17 protein-coding genes and 1 pseudogene are annotated in these 17429 nt (G+C 60.8%); 8 read left to right on the top strand and 10 right to left on the bottom strand.

Annotation, left to right across the window (positions count from 1 at the left end):
- Nucleotides 1–3: 3 nt before the first annotated feature.
- Both HGP14_RS25780 and uvrA read right to left on the bottom strand, forming a co-directional pair.
- A complete protein-coding gene (locus HGP14_RS25780; RefSeq protein ID WP_168832723.1) occupies nt 4–810 on the bottom strand; it encodes a DUF72 domain-containing protein in 807 nt (268 codons plus the stop codon).
- 44 nt (nt 811–854) lie between these two features.
- A complete protein-coding gene (uvrA, locus tag HGP14_RS25775) occupies nt 855–3779 on the bottom strand; it encodes an excinuclease ABC subunit UvrA (RefSeq protein ID WP_168832722.1) in 2925 nt (974 codons plus the stop codon).
- 261 nt (nt 3780–4040) lie between these two features.
- On the opposite strand from uvrA, the gene HGP14_RS25770 reads away from it, so the two are divergent.
- Nucleotides 4041–4571: a single-stranded DNA-binding protein gene (locus tag HGP14_RS25770; protein ID WP_168832721.1), complete on the top strand. Its 531-nt coding sequence runs from the start codon at nt 4041–4043 to the stop codon at nt 4569–4571.
- A gap of 236 nt (nt 4572–4807) precedes the next feature.
- Complete coding sequence (gene msrA, locus HGP14_RS25765) at nt 4808–5530, top strand: peptide-methionine (S)-S-oxide reductase MsrA (RefSeq protein WP_168832720.1); 723 nt, start codon at nt 4808–4810, stop codon at nt 5528–5530.
- Nucleotides 5531–6013: 483 nt separating this feature from the next.
- Here msrA and HGP14_RS25760 read toward each other — a convergent pair whose 3' ends face one another.
- On the bottom strand, nt 6014–6646 hold the full coding sequence (locus tag HGP14_RS25760; RefSeq protein ID WP_168832719.1) for a MarC family protein: 633 nt from the start codon (nt 6644–6646) through the stop codon (nt 6014–6016).
- Between the two features lie 226 nt (nt 6647–6872).
- Here HGP14_RS25760 and gyrA point away from each other — a divergent pair, with 226 nt between their 5' ends.
- Nucleotides 6873–9683, top strand: a complete 2811-nt coding sequence (gene gyrA / locus HGP14_RS25755; protein ID WP_168832718.1) for a DNA gyrase subunit A — start codon at nt 6873–6875, stop codon at nt 9681–9683.
- A 161-nt stretch (nt 9684–9844) separates the two neighbouring features.
- Here the strand turns inward: gyrA and HGP14_RS36300 are convergent, their stop codons facing one another.
- From HGP14_RS36300 to HGP14_RS25745, 3 genes are all read right to left on the bottom strand, one after another.
- Nucleotides 9845–9979 (bottom strand): hypothetical protein, encoded by a 135-nt coding sequence (locus tag HGP14_RS36300; protein WP_281408123.1) that lies wholly within the window; start codon nt 9977–9979, stop codon nt 9845–9847.
- Between the two features lie 30 nt (nt 9980–10009).
- The gene (locus HGP14_RS25750; RefSeq protein WP_168832717.1) at nt 10010–10165 is read right to left on the bottom strand and encodes a hypothetical protein; all 156 of its coding nucleotides are present in this window, start codon (nt 10163–10165) and stop codon (nt 10010–10012) included.
- A 156-nt stretch (nt 10166–10321) separates the two neighbouring features.
- Entirely contained in the window at nt 10322–10474 is a 153-nt protein-coding gene (locus tag HGP14_RS25745; RefSeq protein ID WP_246704582.1) for a hypothetical protein, read from the bottom strand.
- A gap of 167 nt (nt 10475–10641) precedes the next feature.
- On the opposite strand from HGP14_RS25745, the gene coaD reads away from it, so the two are divergent.
- The 5 genes from coaD (at nt 10642) to tgt (ending at nt 14552) form a co-directional block, all read left to right on the top strand.
- Complete coding sequence (gene coaD / locus HGP14_RS25740; protein WP_168832716.1) at nt 10642–11136, top strand: pantetheine-phosphate adenylyltransferase; 495 nt, start codon at nt 10642–10644, stop codon at nt 11134–11136.
- Between the two features lie 27 nt (nt 11137–11163).
- Complete coding sequence (locus HGP14_RS25735) at nt 11164–11733, top strand: peptidylprolyl isomerase (protein ID WP_168832715.1); 570 nt, start codon at nt 11164–11166, stop codon at nt 11731–11733.
- 25 nt (nt 11734–11758) lie between these two features.
- Nucleotides 11759–12268 carry a peptidylprolyl isomerase gene (locus HGP14_RS25730; RefSeq protein ID WP_168832714.1) on the top strand — a complete coding sequence of 170 codons (510 nt, stop codon included), beginning with the start codon at nt 11759–11761 and terminating at the stop codon, nt 12266–12268.
- Between the two features lie 71 nt (nt 12269–12339).
- Nucleotides 12340–13425 carry a tRNA preQ1(34) S-adenosylmethionine ribosyltransferase-isomerase QueA gene (gene queA, locus HGP14_RS25725; protein ID WP_168832713.1) on the top strand — a complete coding sequence of 362 codons (1086 nt, stop codon included), beginning with the start codon at nt 12340–12342 and terminating at the stop codon, nt 13423–13425.
- A complete protein-coding gene (tgt, locus tag HGP14_RS25720; RefSeq protein ID WP_168832712.1) occupies nt 13422–14552 on the top strand; it encodes a tRNA guanosine(34) transglycosylase Tgt in 1131 nt (376 codons plus the stop codon). The genes queA and tgt overlap by 4 nt, the downstream gene beginning before the upstream one ends.
- Before the next feature lie 3 nt (nt 14553–14555).
- Here the strand turns inward: tgt and HGP14_RS25715 are convergent, their stop codons facing one another.
- The 4 genes and pseudogenes from HGP14_RS25715 to HGP14_RS25700 form a co-directional block, all read right to left on the bottom strand.
- Nucleotides 14556–14984 (bottom strand): DUF4864 domain-containing protein, encoded by a 429-nt coding sequence (locus HGP14_RS25715; protein ID WP_168832711.1) that lies wholly within the window; start codon nt 14982–14984, stop codon nt 14556–14558.
- A 104-nt stretch (nt 14985–15088) separates the two neighbouring features.
- Nucleotides 15089–16354 (bottom strand): annotated as a pseudogene (gene fabF / locus HGP14_RS25710) (beta-ketoacyl-ACP synthase II).
- A gap of 14 nt (nt 16355–16368) precedes the next feature.
- Nucleotides 16369–16875 carry a winged helix-turn-helix transcriptional regulator gene (locus tag HGP14_RS25705; RefSeq protein WP_168832710.1) on the bottom strand — a complete coding sequence of 169 codons (507 nt, stop codon included), beginning with the start codon at nt 16873–16875 and terminating at the stop codon, nt 16369–16371.
- Nucleotides 16876–16920: 45 nt separating this feature from the next.
- Complete coding sequence (locus tag HGP14_RS25700) at nt 16921–17229, bottom strand: hypothetical protein (protein WP_168832845.1); 309 nt, start codon at nt 17227–17229, stop codon at nt 16921–16923.
- Nucleotides 17230–17429 lie beyond the last annotated feature (200 nt).

The following is a 17429-nucleotide window of genomic DNA, read 5'->3' as shown; positions in this document are numbered from 1 at the left end:
GAGCTATCTGCCGACCTCTTCCTGAAGAGCGATCGCCCCGAACGGCGCGTTGACCTTGCCCTCGTGGATCATAAAGGCAAAGACATCCCGCGGTTCGCTCTTGACCTTTCGGTCTTTGTCGATCAACGGCAGATCGTCCGGCACCTTGCCTTCGGCCCAGGTCTCGAGCCTTTTGGCCCATGCCTTCAGGTCCTTGGCAGGATAGCAGGTCTTGATCTCGTCCGAGCCCTTTTGCAGCCGGGCATAGACAAAATCAGCCGTCACGTCGGCGATCATCGGATAGTCGAAATGCTCGGCCACGACCGGCGCAACGCCGTATTTCGCAAGCAGAGCGACGAATTCCGGCATCTTGAAGGAGTCGTGCCGGACCTCGACGACGTGCCGCAACGGCAGGCCGTCCTGCTTGTCGGGCAACAGCTTCAGGAAGGCTTCGAAATCCTCGGCATCGAACTTCTTGGTCGGCGCGAACTGCCAGAGGATCGGCCCCAGCCGGTCGCCGAGCTTCGTCAGCCCTTGTGTCAGGAAACGCTCCATCGATTCACCTGCTTCGCCAAGGACGCGCCTGTTGGTCACGAACCGGCTGGCTTTCAGCGAAAAGATGAAACCGTCCGGCACGTCGGCCGCCCATTTCGCGAAGGTCTCGGGCTTCTGCGAGCTGTAATACGTGCCGTTGACCTCGATGACCTTCAACTTGCGGCTGGCGTAGTTGAGCTCGTCCTTCTGCCTGAGGTCGGCCGGAAAGAAATGCCCGCGCCAGGGTTCGAAGGTCCAGCCGCCAATGCCGACGCGGATCGTACCGGAGTTGCTCATCTATGTCCCCCACTGCGCCATGGCGCGTCTTGTTTCCCGAACGGCTACTCCGCCGCCACTACAGTCTTCTTCACCGGCCGGCGTTCCAGCAGTTCCCTCAGGAACTGGCCGGTATAGGACCGGGGCTCCTTGACGATCGCTTCCGGCGTGCCGGACGCGACGATCTCGCCGCCACCATCGCCGCCCTCCGGGCCGAAATCGAGCACCCAGTCGGCCGTCTTGATGACTTCGAGATTATGCTCGATCACCACGACGGAATTGCCTTGGTTGACCAATTCGTGCAGCATTTCGAGGAGCTTCGCGACATCGTGGAAGTGCAGCCCGGTCGTCGGCTCATCCAGGATATAGAGCGTGCGACCCGTCGAGCGTTTCGAAAGCTCCTTGGCGAGCTTGACGCGCTGTGCCTCGCCGCCCGAAAGCGTATTCGCCTGCTGACCGACCTTGATATAGCCGAGGCCGACGTCCTTGAGCGACTGCAGTTTGTCGCGCACGGCAGGTACCGCGGCGAAGAATTCGACGCCTTCCTCCACCGTCATGTCGAGCACGTCGGCAATGGACTTGTGCTTGAACGTCACTTCCAGCGTTTCGCGGTTGTAGCGCTTGCCGTGGCAAACGTCGCAGGTCACGTAAACGTCCGGCAGGAAGTGCATCTCGATCTTGATGACGCCGTCGCCCTGGCAGGCCTCACAGCGTCCGCCCTTGACGTTGAACGAGAACCGGCCCGGCTGGTAGCCGCGCGCCTTCGCCTCGGGCAGGCCGGAGAACCAGTCACGGATCGGCGTGAAGGCTCCGGTGTATGTCGCGGGGTTCGAGCGGGGCGTGCGGCCGATCGGCGACTGGTCGATATCGATCACCTTGTCGATATGCTCGAAGCCGTCAATCCGATCATGATCGGCCGGAATTTCGCGGGCACCCATGACGCGGCGCGCGGCTGACTTGTACAGCGTCTCGACCAGGAAAGTGGACTTGCCGCCACCCGAAACGCCTGTCACGGCGGTGAAAACGCCGAGCGGAATGGATGCGGTGACGTTTTTCAAATTGTTGCCGCGGGCGCCGATCACCTTGATCTCGCGGCCCTTCTTCGGCTTGCGGCGTTCGTCGGGCACCGGCACGCCGAGTTCGCCCGAGAGATACTTTCCCGTCAGCGACTTGGGGTTCGCCATGATGTCCTGCGGCGTGCCATGCGCGACGATCTGGCCGCCGTGCACACCAGCCGCCGGACCGATGTCGACCACGTCGTCGGCCGTCAGGATGGCATCCTCGTCGTGTTCGACGACGATTACCGTATTGCCGATGTCGCGCAGATGTTTCAGTGTCTCGAGCAAACGCGCATTGTCGCGCTGATGCAGGCCGATCGACGGCTCGTCGAGAACGTAGAGTACGCCGGTCAGGCCGGAGCCGATCTGGGAGGCGAGACGGATGCGCTGGCTTTCACCGCCCGACAGCGTGCCGGAATTGCGCGACAGACTGAGATAGTCGAGGCCGACGTCGTTCAGGAAGCGCAGGCGCTCCCGGATTTCCTTCAGAATACGGACGGCAATCTCGTTCTGCTTGGCCGAGAAGACGGCGGGCAGCGTCTCGAACCAATCGCGGGCCTTGCGGATCGACATCTCGGTGACCTGGCCGATATGCAGCTTGTTGATCTTCACCGCCAGTGCCTCCGGCTTCAGGCGGAAACCGTTGCAAGCCGGGCAGGGGGCTGCCGACATGAAGCGCTCGATCTCCTCCCGCGCCCAAGCGGAATCGGTCTCCTTCCAGCGGCGTTCGAGATTGGTGACGATGCCTTCGAAGCTCTTGTGCGTGGTATAGGACCGCGCGCCGTCGGCATAATGAAACTCGATCTTCTCGTCCGTGCCGTTCAGAATGACGTCCTGAGCCTTTGCGGACAGGTCGCTCCACCGCGCCCCAAGCTTGAAGCCGTAGTGTTTGCCGAGCGCTTCCAGCGTCTGATTGTAATAGGGCGAGCTCGACTTCGCCCAGGGTGCAATCGCGCCGTCGCGCAGCGTCCGCTCCGGCTCGGGAACGATCAGGTTGGCATCGATTTTCTGCTGCGCACCGAGACCATCGCAAGTGGGGCAGGCGCCGGCGGGATTGTTGAACGAGAAGAGCCGCGGCTCGATTTCCGGGATGGTGAAACCGGAAACAGGGCATGCGAACTTCTCCGAGAAAAGCACCCGCTCATGCGTCTCGTTCAGCGACTTGTTGGCGGACCCGCCCGCAGCGGTTTCTTCCGCCGGCAGCGGCTTGTCCGCGAATTCGGCGACGGCCAATCCGTCTGCGAGCTTCAGCGAGGTTTCGAAACTGTCTGCCAGGCGTGATGCCATGTCCGGGCGCACGACGATACGATCCACGACGACATCGATGTCGTGCTTGTATTTCTTGTCGAGTGCCGGAACGTCGGCGATCTCGTAGAATTGGCCGTCGACCTTGACGCGCTGGAAGCCCTTCTTCATCAGCTCTGCCAGCTCTTTCTTATACTCGCCTTTACGGCCGCGCACGATCGGAGCGAGAATATAAAGACGCGTACCTTCCTGGAATTCGAGCACGCGATCGACCATCTGGCTGACGGTCTGGCTCTCGATCGGCAATCCGGTCGCCGGCGAGTAGGGAACGCCGACGCGCGCGAAGAGCAGGCGCATGTAATCGTAGATTTCGGTGACCGTCCCGACCGTCGAGCGCGGATTGCGCGAGGTCGTCTTCTGCTCGATCGAGATCGCCGGCGAAAGGCCGTCTATCTGGTCGACGTCCGGCTTCTGCATCATTTCCAGGAATTGGCGCGCATAGGCCGAAAGGCTTTCGACATAGCGCCGCTGGCCCTCCGCATAGATCGTGTCGAAGGCGAGCGAAGATTTGCCCGACCCGGAAAGCCCGGTCATGACGATGAGTTTGTTGCGCGGCAGGTCTAGGTCGATGCCCTTGAGATTATGTTCGCGCGCGCCGCGGATGGAAATGGTCTTCAGTTCACTCATCGTATTTTGCTTCTGTGCTGGAACAAGCCCCTTATTTAGTGATGCCGTTTGGCGAGTCGAGGCTAAATGTCGGGAAGGCTCTATGCTTTTCGATTCTACTGACAGTTATTGACAGCATCATAGCGATAAACTAGAACAAATAAAGAACAAAATTCCTTGTGGATGAACCGGTGATGGACGCCCAAGGCGGGGGCTCTATAGTTTAAGGTATGCCGAGTGTTTCAAGCGCCGCCGGGCAGGGCGGCAGTAAGGTGAATAGGTATGGCTGGCAGCGTAAACAAGGTAATTCTGATCGGAAACGTGGGTGCCGACCCCGAAATCCGCAGGACGCAGGATGGCCGCCCGATCGCCAACCTTCGCATCGCGACCTCGGAGACCTGGCGGGACCGAAATTCCGGCGAACGGCGCGAAAAGACCGAATGGCACACCGTCGTCGTCTTCAACGAAGGTCTCTGCAAGGTCGTCGAGCAATATGTGAAGAAGGGCGCCAAGCTCTATATCGAAGGGCAGTTGCAGACCCGCAAGTGGCAGGACCAGACCGGCAACGACCGCTATTCGACGGAAATCGTGCTGCAAGGCTTCAATTCGACGCTGACGATGCTCGATGGCCGCGGCGAGGGCGGCGGCGCAAGCTCCGGCTTCGGCGGCGGCCGTGGCAGCAGCGATTTCGGTGGTGGCGGCAACTACGGGGACGATTACGGCGCGCCGTCACAGCCGGCCGGCCGCGGCGGTAGCAGCAGCGGTGGCGGCGGCAACTTCTCGCGCGATCTGGATGACGATATTCCGTTCTGAGGTGGTTGTTCCTCAGTGTCGCGAAAACAGACGGCCGCGTCGGCGCGGCGTCGCGTTTTGATGCTGTCGCCTTTGGGACCGATGTCGAATAATGCTTTGAGTTTTGGCCTCCCCGATACACTCACAGTTTAGTTACGCGCCATAGACGAAAAATTACTGTCAACTTCATCTGAGATCCGCTTTCTGGATCCCGGTGTCCTGGCTCGTGCATTCACGGCCGACCAAAGGAGGATGACATGAGTTCCCATCAGAAGATGACGCGCCGCTTTAGGGCTGTGCCCCTCGGTATTGCGGTGTTATTGACAGCAGGGGTATGCCTTCGCTTTGCAGCAGTTGCGGCCGAGGAGCCGCACGTCATTCCCGCCCCCGTGCAGGATGAGAAGCCGGGCGCCGGTCTCGAGACGGCTGTATTCGCCGGTGGCTGCTTCTGGGGCGTGCAAGGCGTCTTCCAGCACGTCGACGGCGTGGTCAGCGCGACGTCGGGTTATGCGGGCGGCGTCAAGTCTTCCGCGCAATACGAGACGGTGAGCACCGGTAGCACAGGTCATGCCGAGTCCGTTCAAGTCGTCTTCGACCCTGCAAAGGTAAGCTACGGCCATCTCCTGCAGATCTACTTCTCCGTCGCTCACGATCCGACGCAACTCAATCGACAGGGCCCGGATACGGGCACCCAGTACCGCTCCGCGATATTCCCGCAAAGTGACGACCAAACGAAGGTCGCCAAGGCCTATATTTCCCAGCTCGATCATGCTCGGGTCTACGACGCGGCCATCGTCACCAGGATCGAAACCGGCAAGAGCTTCTATCCCGCCGAGGCCTACCACCAGAATTTCCTGACCAACAATCCAACCTATCCCTATATCGTCATCAACGATCTTCCGAAGATCGAGAATCTTAGGCAAATCTTCCCCAAGGACTACCGCTCGGAGCCTGTGCTTGTTGCGCAAGACGGCAAGTGACCCGGTGCGCGAAAGCCCCATGCCGCGCGGCGCACGAGGCGCGTCTTGCCATCGTCACGCAGGGGACTGGCTAGCGGGGACTCAAGCCGTCATCGGCCATTTCCAGTAGCACATCATCCGCCTGCGGACTGACGTTCCGTTCTGTGTGTCAGGTCAAAAGCGCTTGAAGCGTGATGACAACAAGAAACGCGGCGACGATCGCTAAAGCGAACAGTTTGACTTGGCGATCGGCCTTTTCGAAGACACGGAAGTGCGCTCCCCGCTTCGGGCCACGGCGATGTTGCCCTATGTGAGCGGCGTTAGAATGCAGTTGTTTCTTTTTTTCCGACGTCGCGGCCTCCCTCGGAACGGCGTCATTGCATCAGTCCACCCCAATGAACTGCTCGATTATATGCCACGTCAAGGTAGCATCAAAATGGATACCTGCTCGTGCACCGCCCTTTTGCGCTCCGCCGACTTTGAAGATAGCCGAGACTCGGCGCTCTAGTTCACGGCCATCGCTGCCTTCACACCATCCACTACGAACTGCGCCGCAAGCGCCGCAAGAATGACGCCCAGCAGGCGGGTGAGGATCGCCCGGCCGGTGACACCAAGAAAGCGGTCGAGCCGATCGGCGACCACGAGCGCGGCAAGCATCAGCAGCAGGTTGGCCGCAATCACGATAAGAAGTTGTGCGCGCTCGACGGAGCTTTGCAGCGAACCGGCAAGCAGGATCGTCGCCGAGATCGCGCCCGGGCCGGCAATAAGGGGGAGCGCCAGTGGGAAGACCGCTATGTTCTGGATGTGATCCTTGGTGATCGCCACCTCGCCAGTCTTTTCCTTGCGGTCCTGCCGCTTTTCAAAGACCATCTCAAAGGAAATCCAGAAGAGCAGCAGCCCCCCGGCAATGCGGAATGCGCCGATCGAGATGCCGAGGACGCCAAGCACGCTTGCGCCGAACAGCGCAAAGACGGCAAGGATGATGAAAGCAATCACGGAGCCGCGCAGCGCCACCTGTTTGCGCTGGCTGCGGCTCATGCCCATGGTCAGCCCCAGGAAGATCGGCGCAAGCCCAGGTGGATCGATCGTGACAAGCAGCGTCGTGAAAGCGTTGATCAGTTGGTCGGCGCTTGCCATAATCTCTCCGGAACACCATATGAAGGTTGGGTTTTCGCAATTGTGAAGCGAGGTTTTCCATTTGGCAAATGCCGGGCGACAGCCTGGTCTCGAAAGCCGGGCGAATCGCCTGATTTGCCGCCTTTCCGCCGCAAAAGCCTGTTCAAAACTTCCGCTCAAATTGGCGTGAGACAACCCTTTCCGCTATACATCTTCCAGTGATTCTACAAAGAGATCGTGATCTGTTTTGACTGAACAAGCACCCCCAGGCGGCGGGAAGCTCCCGCCAGGCATCGAGCCCATCTCCATCATGGAGGAAATGCAGCGGTCGTATCTCGATTACGCGATGAGCGTCATCGTCAGCCGCGCCCTGCCGGATGTCCGCGACGGCCTTAAGCCCGTGCACCGGCGCATTCTCTATGGCATGTCCGAGCTCGGCATCGACTGGAACAAGAAATACGTCAAGTGCGCTCGTGTCACCGGTGACGTGATGGGTAAATACCATCCGCACGGCAACATGGCGATCTACGATGCGCTCGCGCGCATGGCGCAGAACTGGTCGCTCCGCCTGCCGCTCATCGACGGCCAGGGCAACTTCGGTTCCGTCGACGGCGACCCTCCGGCGGCCGAACGTTACACGGAATGCCGCCTGCAGAAGGCGGCGCATTCGCTGCTCGATGACCTCGACAAGGAAACGGTCGATTTCCGTGACAACTACGACGGAACGCTCTCCGAGCCCGTCGTGGTGCCCGCGAAGTTTCCGAATCTTCTCGTCAACGGGGCAGGCGGCATTGCCGTCGGCATGGCGACGAACATTCCGCCGCATAACCTGTCCGAAGTCATCAACGCCTGCATTGCGCTGATTGACGATCCGGCGATCGAATTGCCGGAGCTCATGCAAATCATCCCCGGGCCGGACTTTCCGACCGGTGCGAAGATCCTCGGCCGGTCGGGTATCCGCTCGGCTTACGAGACCGGCCGCGGTTCCGTCATTATGCGCGGCGTTGCCGTGATCGAGCCGATGCGCGGCGACCGCGAGCAGATCATCATCACCGAGATCCCCTATCAGGTGAACAAGGCGACGATGATCGAGAAGATGGCCGAACTGGTGCGCGAGAAGCGCATCGAAGGCATCTCCGACCTTCGCGATGAATCCGACCGCCAGGGTTACCGGGTCGTCATCGAGCTGAAGCGCGATGCCAATGCCGAAGTCATTCTGAACCAGCTCTATCGCTACACGCCGCTGCAGACCTCATTCGGCTGCAACATGGTTGCGCTGAACGGCGGCAAGCCGGAGCAGCTCAATCTGCTCGACATGCTGCGCGCTTTCGTTGCCTTCCGCGAAGAGGTTGTTAGCCGGAGAACGAAATTCCTTCTCCGCAAAGCGCGCGAGCGCGCGCATGTGTTGGTAGGCCTCGCGATTGCGGTCGCCAATATCGATGAGGTGATCCGCGTCATCCGCCAGGCGCCGGATCCGCAGTCCGCCCGCGAAGAGTTGATGACGCGCCGTTGGCCCGCCGAAGACGTCGAGAGCCTGATCCGCCTCATTGACGACCCGCGCCACCGCATCAACGAGGACCTGACTTACAATCTTTCGGAAGAGCAGGCGCGCGCCATCCTCGAGCTGCGTCTTGCCCGCTTGACGGCACTCGGCCGCGATGAAATCGGCGACGAACTCAACAAGATCGGCGACGAAATCAGGGATTACCTCGAAATCCTGTCGTCGCGTGTCCGCATCCAGACCATCGTCAAGGACGAACTGAAGGGGGTGCGCGACGAGTTCGGTACGCCGCGGCGCACCGAGATCATCGATGGCGGTCTGGAGATGGACGATGAGGACCTGATCGCCCGCGAAGACATGGTCGTCACGGTTTCGCACCTCGGTTATATCAAACGCGTGCCGCTCACTACCTACCGCGCACAGCGCCGCGGCGGCAAAGGCCGGTCCGGCATGACGACGCGCGACGAAGATTTCGTTAGCCGGCTATTCGTGGTCAATACCCACACGCCGGTTCTCTTTTTCTCCTCGCGCGGCATCGTCTACAAGGAGAAAGTCTGGCGCCTGCCGATCGGCACGCCGACCTCGCGCGGCAAGGCCCTGATCAACATGCTGCCGCTGGCACCCGGCGAGCGCATCACCACCATCCTGCCGTTGCCGGAGGATGAGGATAGCTGGGATAGCCTCGACGTCATGTTCTCGACGACGCGCGGCACGGTTCGCCGCAACAAGTTGTCCGATTTCGTTCAGGTCAACCGCAACGGCAAGATTGCGATGAAGCTCGATGAGGAGGGCGATGAAATCCTCTCCGTCGAGACCTGCACCGAGCATGACGACGTTCTGCTGACAACGGCGCTCGGCCAGTGCATCCGCTTCCCGGTAGATGACGTCCGTGTCTTTGCGGGCCGCAATTCGATCGGTGTACGCGGCATCAACCTTGGAGAAGGCGACAGCATCATCTCGATGACCATCGTCGGCCATGTCGATGCCGAGCCATGGGAACGTGCAGCCTACCTGAAGCGTTCGGCCGCCGAACGGCGTGCGACGGGCGTGGATGAAGAAGATATTGCATTGGTCGGCGAGGAAGTCACCGAAGAGGGACAGTTGCTCGACGAGCGTTACGAGGAATTGAAGGCTCGCGAGCAGTTCGTGTTGACGGTGTCGGAGAAAGGCTTCGGAAAGCGCTCCTCGTCCTACGACTTCCGCATCTCCGGCCGCGGCGGCAAGGGGATTCGCGCTACCGACACATCGAAGACGGCCGAAATCGGCGAACTGGTTGCAGCCTTCCCGGTCAACGACGGCGATCAGATCATGCTTGTCTCGGACGGGGGCCAGTTGATCCGCGTGCCGGTCGGCGGCATTCGTATCGCCAGCCGCGCAACGAAGGGGGTTACGATCTTCTCCACGGCCAAGGATGAGAAGGTCGTCTCTGTCGAGCGCATCACAGAGCCTGAAGATGACGGCGAGGACGTCGCCGAAATCGTCAACGAGACGCCGATCGAGCCGGAAGCGGCGCCGCCAGCAGCGGAAGGCGACGCATCGCCCCCAGCAGAAGAATAACTCAAACCAGATTGTGGTTTGAAAACCGGGCGGCTTCTGCCGCCCGTTTTTTTATGTGCTGAAGGGTGCGGCGCATCTTCGTAAATTGAAAAAAGCCGGACGCTGGGGTGCGTCCGGCTTTGCTGATTCACGTTCGCGAGCGAATGCGCTCAAACAGATTGTCAGAATGCTTTATGCTTCTCGTTGAATGCCTTCGCATCTTCACTCTCACGGCGAAGCGCCGAAATGGTCGACGCCACAGACACGATGAACATGCCGCTAATAAGAACGGTAAGAGCAGTCAAGATCGTGAACATGGCAGTTCCTTCCGAAGTAGCGTTCGCTCCTCAGTACTGGCTGATCATCGCCGTTCGGGTCGATGCATAAGGGCCATATACCTTGGATGTATCAGTCTGCTGATCGTAGAGTGCGATAGTGGCAGTAAGCATTCCCGTGATCATTGCCATCCAGAATACATTGATGATGGTAATCTTATCGGGCATTTTTTCTTCCCTCGTACCGCGTATCATCTACGCTTCGGTTAATGAACGTGTCCGTCTGATAATAGTTCCAGCGGATGTTGACCGGTCGTTTACCAAGCAAGGTCTGAAGCCATCTTGAATGCCTCATTCATCTGGCGTTCAGATTCGCTGCCTGGCTCAACGCATTCTGCCGAGCTTCCGCATGATGACATGGTGCTCCCTCACTTCGGCGCGCACCCAGCCCGCCGCGCGACGGTCCTGCATATACGCCCAGGCCACCTCTGCAAGCAGGGAGAGAACGACGGCGAGGGCAACGATCAAAATCAGCATGTCATCATCTTTCGAGTAACGCCCGGCTTGGCGTTGATGTTTCCGATTGTGCAGGTTGCATCTGAAACGGCGTTGAACACTGCATTCATCCGGCGTTCAGCCGGCTGAATGACTTGCGGGACGCGGGTATCCATGACAAAAGGCCTCGAACGAAACGGTCGGGTCCTATGACGACAGCTTTTTACCCGGGGTCCTTCGACCCGATCACCAACGGACATCTGGATGTGCTCGTCCAGGCGCTGAACGTTGCAGAACGAGTTGTCGTCGCAATCGGCATCCATCCCGGCAAGGCGCCGCTTTTTTCCTTCGAGGAGAAGGCGGAGCTGATCCGCAACGCTATCGCCGAGGCCTTGCCGCAGCGGAGCGGCAGCATCTCGGTCGTTTCCTTTGACAACCTGGTCGTGGATGCGGCGCGGGCGCACGGCGCGACGCTGCTCATTCGCGGCCTTCGCGATGGTACCGACCTCGACTATGAAATGCAGATGGCGGGCATGAACCGTCAGATGGCACCGGACGTCCAGACCATCTTTCTGCCGGCAGGCACGGCCTCGCGGCCTATAACCGCCACATTGGTGCGTCAAATCGCGGCCATGGGCGGCGATGTCAGCGCCTTTGTGCCGGCTGCCGTTTTGAAGGCCCTTCAATCCAAGCGCAAATCTTGAGGCGTTTTCCGCCGCAACGGAGCTCACATGAAACTCTTTTCTATCGCATTTGCCGGCGTGCTTTGCCTCGCGTCCTTCGTGGGTAGCGCTTTTGCCCAGTCGGCTGATCACACTTTGACGATCCAGCTCAAGGATGGTCCGGTCGTGATCCAGCTCCTGCCCGATGTCGCTCCCAAGCACGTCGCCCAGATCGAAGCGCTGGCGAAAAAGGGTGCCTATGACAATGTCGCCTTTCACCGCGTGATCGACGGCTTCATGGCGCAGACCGGCGACGTGCAGTACGGCAACATGGCCAAGGGTTACGATCCGAGCCTGGCAGGCACCGGCGGCTCCGATATGCCGGACATACCGGCCGAGTTCTCCAAGACGCCGTTCGTACGCGGCACGGTCGGCATGGCGCGTGCCCAGGATCCTAATTCAGCAAATTCGCAATTCTTCATTATGTTCGCTGATGGTTCGTTCCTGAACGGCCAGTACACGGTCGTCGGAAAGGTCGTCTCCGGCATGGAGAATGTCGACAAGATCAAGCGAGGGGAAGGCCAGAACGGCGAAGTCAAGGATCCCGATCGCATGGTCAAAGTCACGGTCGGCAAGTAATTCCAAGAAAACGAGGAGAGTAAGAATGGCCGAAATCAAAGATCCGGAAAACACCGTGATCCTGGAAACCACCAAGGGTAAGGTGGTCATTCAGCTTTTGCCGCAGGTGGCACCGGAACACGTGGCGCGCATCAAGGAGCTTTCCCGCGAGAACGCTTACGACGGCGTGGTCTTTCACCGCGTGATTGCCGATTTCATGGCACAGACCGGCGACGTGCAATATGGCAAGAAAGGCGGCGAGAACTTTAACCCGAACCGCGCCGGCATGGGCGGCTCGTCGAAGCCGGACCTCAAGGCTGAGTTCTCCGCAACGTCGCACGTCCGCGGCACTTGCTCCATGGCCCGGTCGCAGAACCCGAACTCGGCAAACAGCCAGTTCTTCATCTGCTTCACCGATGCGCCGTGGTTGAACAAGCAGTATTCCGTCTGGGGCCAGGTCATCGAAGGCATGGACGTCGTCGACGCGATCAAGAAGGGCGAACCGGTCAGTGATCCGGACTCCATCGTCTCCATGCGGGTTGCCGCCGACGTCTGATTGTGATTTCTGCTGAAACCCGCCCTTGCGTGAAAGCGTGGGGCGGGTTTCGCTTTGCCTGGAAGTGCCTGATGCGTGTAGACCTTTTTGATTTCGAACTGCCGGATGAACGGATCGCCCTACGGCCGGCCGAGCCGCGCGACAGCGCGCGCCTGCTCGTCGTCGATCCGCATGCCGAAACCATGTTCAGCGACCATATTGTCAGCCAGCTTCCCTCGTTCCTGCGGGCAGGGGATGCGCTTGTCTTCAACGATACGAAGGTTATTCCGGCCCAGCTCGAGGGCATTCGTTATCGCGAAGGCGCGCCCGGCCAGCAGGTCTCCGCGACATTGCATATGCGCATCGGCACCAGCCGCTGGAAGGCCTTTGCCAAGCCCGGCAAGCGTATCAAGATCGGCGACCGCATCGCCTTCGGCCACAGCGGCGAAAGCTGCTTCCTCGGCCAGCTCGATGCGACCGTCGAGGAGAAGGGCGAGGGGGGTGAAGTTACGCTTGCCTTCGATCTGTCGGGCCCGGCACTGGACGAGGCGATCGCCGCCGTCGGCCATATTCCGCTACCGCCCTATATCGCCGCAAAGCGCGCGGAAGACGAGCGCGACCGCACCGATTACCAGACGATCTACGCCCGCGACGAGGGTGCCGTCGCAGCCCCCACCGCCGGCCTGCATTTCACTCCCCGGCTCTTCGAAGCGCTGGATAAGGTTGGGATCGAACGTCATTTCGTGACACTGCATGTCGGCGCCGGCACCTTCCTGCCAGTCAAGGCCGACGACACCGACGACCACAAGATGCATCTCGAAAGCGGCTATGTCAGCGCCGAAACGGCCGCAAAGCTCAACGCCGTCAGGGCGAGGGGCGGGCGCATCGTCTGCGTCGGCACGACCTCGCTGCGGCTGATCGAAAGTGCGGCCGGGGACGATGGCGAAATCAAAACCTGGGCGGGCGCCACCGGCATCTTCATCACACCCGGCTACCGCTTCAAGGCGGTCGACATCCTGATGACCAATTTTCATCTGCCGCGTTCGACGCTCTTCATGCTGGTTTCCGCCTTTGCAGGCTTCGAGACCATGCAGGCAGCCTATAAGCACGCCATTTCGACAGGCTATCGCTTCTACTCCTATGGCGACGCGAGCCTTCTTTTCCGGAAAGACCAATGACCGAGAATTTCCAGTTCACGCTCAAGAAGACAGATACCGGTGCGCGCCTCGGCGAAATTTCCATGCCGCGCGGCACGATCCAGACACCGGCATTCATGCCGGTCGGCACCGTCGGCACGGTCAAGGCGATGTATCTCGATCAGGTCCGCGAGACCGGCGCCGATATCATCCTCGGCAATACCTATCATCTGATGCTGCGCCCGACGGCTGAGCGCGTCGCGCGCCTTGGTGGCCTGCACAAGCTGATCCGCTGGGAACATCCGATCCTGACGGATTCCGGTGGTTTCCAGGTCATGTCTCTCGCAGGGCTGCGCAAGCTCGACGAGCAGGGCGTCACCTTCAAATCGCATGTCGACGGCAGCCTGCACCATATGTCGCCGGAGCGATCGATCGAGATCCAGGGCCTGCTCGGCTCCGACATTCAGATGCAGCTTGACGAATGCGTCGCGCTCCCAGCCGAGCCGCGTGAAATCGAGCGCGCGATGGAGTTGTCACTGCGCTGGGCCGAACGCTGCAAGGACGCCTTCGGCAAGCAGCCGGGCAAGGCGATGTTCGGCATCGTGCAGGGCGGCGACATCCCGGCACTTCGCATCCGCTCGGCCGAAGCGCTGACCCAGCTTGACCTCAAGGGCTACGCGATCGGCGGCCTCGCGGTTGGCGAGCCGCAGGACGTCATGCTGAAGATGCTCGAGGAAACGCTGCCTGTGCTGCCGGGCGAGAAGCCGCGTTACCTGATGGGCGTCGGCACACCGGACGATATCCTGAAATCGGTCGCCCGCGGCATCGACATGTTCGACTGCGTCATGCCGACCCGTTCCGGCCGCCATGGCCTGGCCTTCACCCGTCGCGGCAAGGTCAATATCCGCAACGCCCGCCACGCCGAGGACATGCGTCCGCTGGACGAGCAGTCTAGCTGCCCGGCGTCACGCGACTATTCCCGCGCCTATCTGCACCATCTCGTTCGCGCCAACGAAGCGCTGGGCGGCATGCTCTTGTCCTGGCACAATCTTGCTTACTATCAGGAGCTGATGCAGGGCATCCGCAAGGCGATCGCCGAACGCCGCTTTGCCGACTTCATGGCGGAAACCCAGGAAGAATGGGCGAGGGGTGATCTCGAGCCGGCCTGAGGCTCAGATACCTTTGCTGTCTGTATTCGGCATGATCTGCACGCCGTTGATCTTGTAACTGCCGTCGGGCTGCCGGGTCATCTGGTAGATCGCCGTCCAGTCCTTGCCGTCGCGGCCCGATATCAGCACCTCATGATAGATCGTCGCCCCACCGGCGATCGACCTGCTGCGGCCGAAGGCATAGTTGCCGGGATGATAGACCGGCTCGTAGCTCTTCTTCACCATCGCAAAGAAGGTGGTCTTGTCCGGATACATCGCCTTGATGCCGGGCGCTGCAAAGGAATAGGCGGTATCGGCATCGTCCTTCAGGAACGCCGTGATCTGATCCTCGATGACATGGCGCGTCGTTTCGAGCGGATCTTCGGCTCGCGCAGGCATGGAAGAGATGACGAATGCGGCACACAGAAGAAGCACTGCGGATAAAGCGCGCATGGATTAATCTCCGGCCATATAGAGCGGAGTGTAGGGCATTTGCGGGAATTGGAAAGTGCCGCAGCCGGTGCTTTTCTCACCAGCTGCCGCCGGTCTCTGGAGCCTCAGTTCCAGCGCCGGAAGAGGGCGCTGGCATTGACGCCGCCGAAGCCGAAGCCGTTGCTGATCGCCTATTCCCCGGCAAGCTTGCGCGCCGTCTTGCCGACGATGTCGAGCCCTTCGGCGGCGGGGTCCGCTTCCTCGAGATTGCGTGTCGGCGGCATGACCTGGTCGCGCAGCGCAAGGATCGTGAATATCGCCTCGAGCCCACCGGCCGCGCCCAGCAGATGGCCGGTCGCGGATTTCGTGGCGCTGATCGCAATCTCGCCATTGCGGCCGAAGACCGTGCCGATGGCCGCCATCTCCCCGCGGTCGCCGACAGGCGTGGAGGTCGCGTGCGCATTGAGATGCTTGATCTCCGAAGGCGCTATTCTGGCCTGCCGGATTGCCGCCTCCATTGCGCGGCGCGCCCCGTCGCCGTCCTCCGGGCCTGCCGTCATGTGGTATGCGTCAGCCGCCGTGCCGTAGCCGACAAGCTCGGCGAGCGGCGTTGCGCCGCGGGCGAGGGCGTGTTCCAGGGTCTCGATGACGAGGATGCCGGCCCCTTCGCCCATCACGAAGCCGTCGCGGGCGGTATCAAACGGGCGCGACGCAAGTTCCGGCCTGTCGTTGAAGCCGGTCGAGAGCGCCCGTGCCGCCGCGAAGCCGCCAAGGCTCACCTTGTCGATACAGGCCTCGGCACCGCCGCAGATCGCCACATCGGCTTCGCCCGATCGTATCAGCCGGGCCGCGTCTCCGATCGCCTGGACGCTCGCGGCACAGGCGGTCACGGGCGCGCCGAGCGGACCCTTGAAGCCGTAACGGATGCTGACCTGGCCGGCTGCGAGGTTGACGAGGAACGAGGGGACGATGAAGGGCGACAGCCGCCGAACGCCGCGCGTTTCGGCCGTGCGGACCGCATCGGTGATCGCCGGAAAGCCGCCGACGCCTGAGGCGATGATGGTCGCGGTACGCTCACGCGAGACCGTATCCTGCGGCATCCATCCGGCCCGGCGGACGGCTTCTTCCGTTGCGCCCATCGCGAACTGGATGAAGCGGTCCATCTTCTTCTGATCCTTGGGCGGAATGTAGCGGTCCGGATCGAATCCGGCCTCGGCGTCCTCGGCAGCAGACGGCACGACGCCGCCAACCTTGGCCGGCAGCTCGCCGACGATATCGTCGGGCAGAACCCGCAGCCCCGAACCGCCAGCAAGCAGCCGCTGCCAGGCGGTTTCAACGCCCGCGCCAAGCGGCGACACCAGTCCCATGCCGGTCACGACGATCCGATCCATGCTCTCTTTCCTTCTTAGGCATCAATGCCGAGATACCAGGCCCTGACGCGCGCAATGCGTTCGCGGTCGCTTTCCTCGGCCGCCGGGCCGGGAAGCAGGCAGGTATTTTTGGGAGTAAGTTCTTCGCCGGTCTCGGCGTCGACCAGCTTGGTGTGCCGTTCCGTGCCGGACGCTGCATTGCCAAGGAGAAAGGCAAGGTCGTCCTCAGGCACATGGCGGCGGCCCCACGAAAAGAGCGCCATCAGAACCGGGAAGAAGTCCCGGCCCTTGTCGGTCAGCACATATTCATGGCGAGCGGGGCGCTCACTGTAGAGCCGCTTCTCGAAGATGCCTTCCTCAACCAGATGCGCCAGCCGGCGGGTCAGGATGTTCGGGGCAACGCCGAGGCTCTTCTGGAACTCGTCGAAGCGCGTCAGCCCTTGAAACGCATCCCGCAGGATCATGATGCTCCACCAGTCGCCGACGCTATCGAGAGCGCGCGCCGCCGGGCATTTGAAACTGGCAAAACTTGTCCGTTGCATGATGCAAGTCATTATAGAAGATACTTGCATCATGCAAGTATCTTCTCAACCTGCATCGCCGGCAAAGATGCGGGCAAGCAACACGCCGGTGACGAGTACGCCTGCGGCGAGGAAGATCGTGTCGCCGAGCGTTCCGATGTAGAGCGGCCCGATATTGGCAAAGAGCAGAAAGGCGATGAGGAAGTTGAGCCAGCCCCAGATGACGTTGGTCTCGGGCGAACTGAGGCTGGAGCTGCTCATCCGGACGAACGGCGTGCGAAACGGCCGGCCGCTAACGCCGGCAACGAAATGCGGAATACCGTTGGTCATGAACGCAGCGGCGATGAAGTGAACGATGTAAGCGATCCAGGGCAAGAGAATCTCCGATGTGGGCGTCTGCCGGTTGTAGATTGAGGAAGCTTCGTCGAAGGCAAGGGCGGTCGTCTGTTTGGAGAAGCTCACCCAAGTGCATCATGCCTGTTTTGCAGGGTAGGGGATCAGACCTCTTCGTGCAAATGCGCCATGAACACTTCGGCTGGTGTTTTATAGCCGAGGCATTTTCGAGGCTGGTCGTT

It is taken from the genome of Rhizobium sp. P32RR-XVIII (assembly GCF_012641395.1).
In the GTDB taxonomy this organism is placed as follows: Bacteria; Pseudomonadota; Alphaproteobacteria; order Rhizobiales; family Rhizobiaceae; genus Rhizobium.
This window is presented reverse-complemented; position numbering and strand designations above follow the sequence as displayed.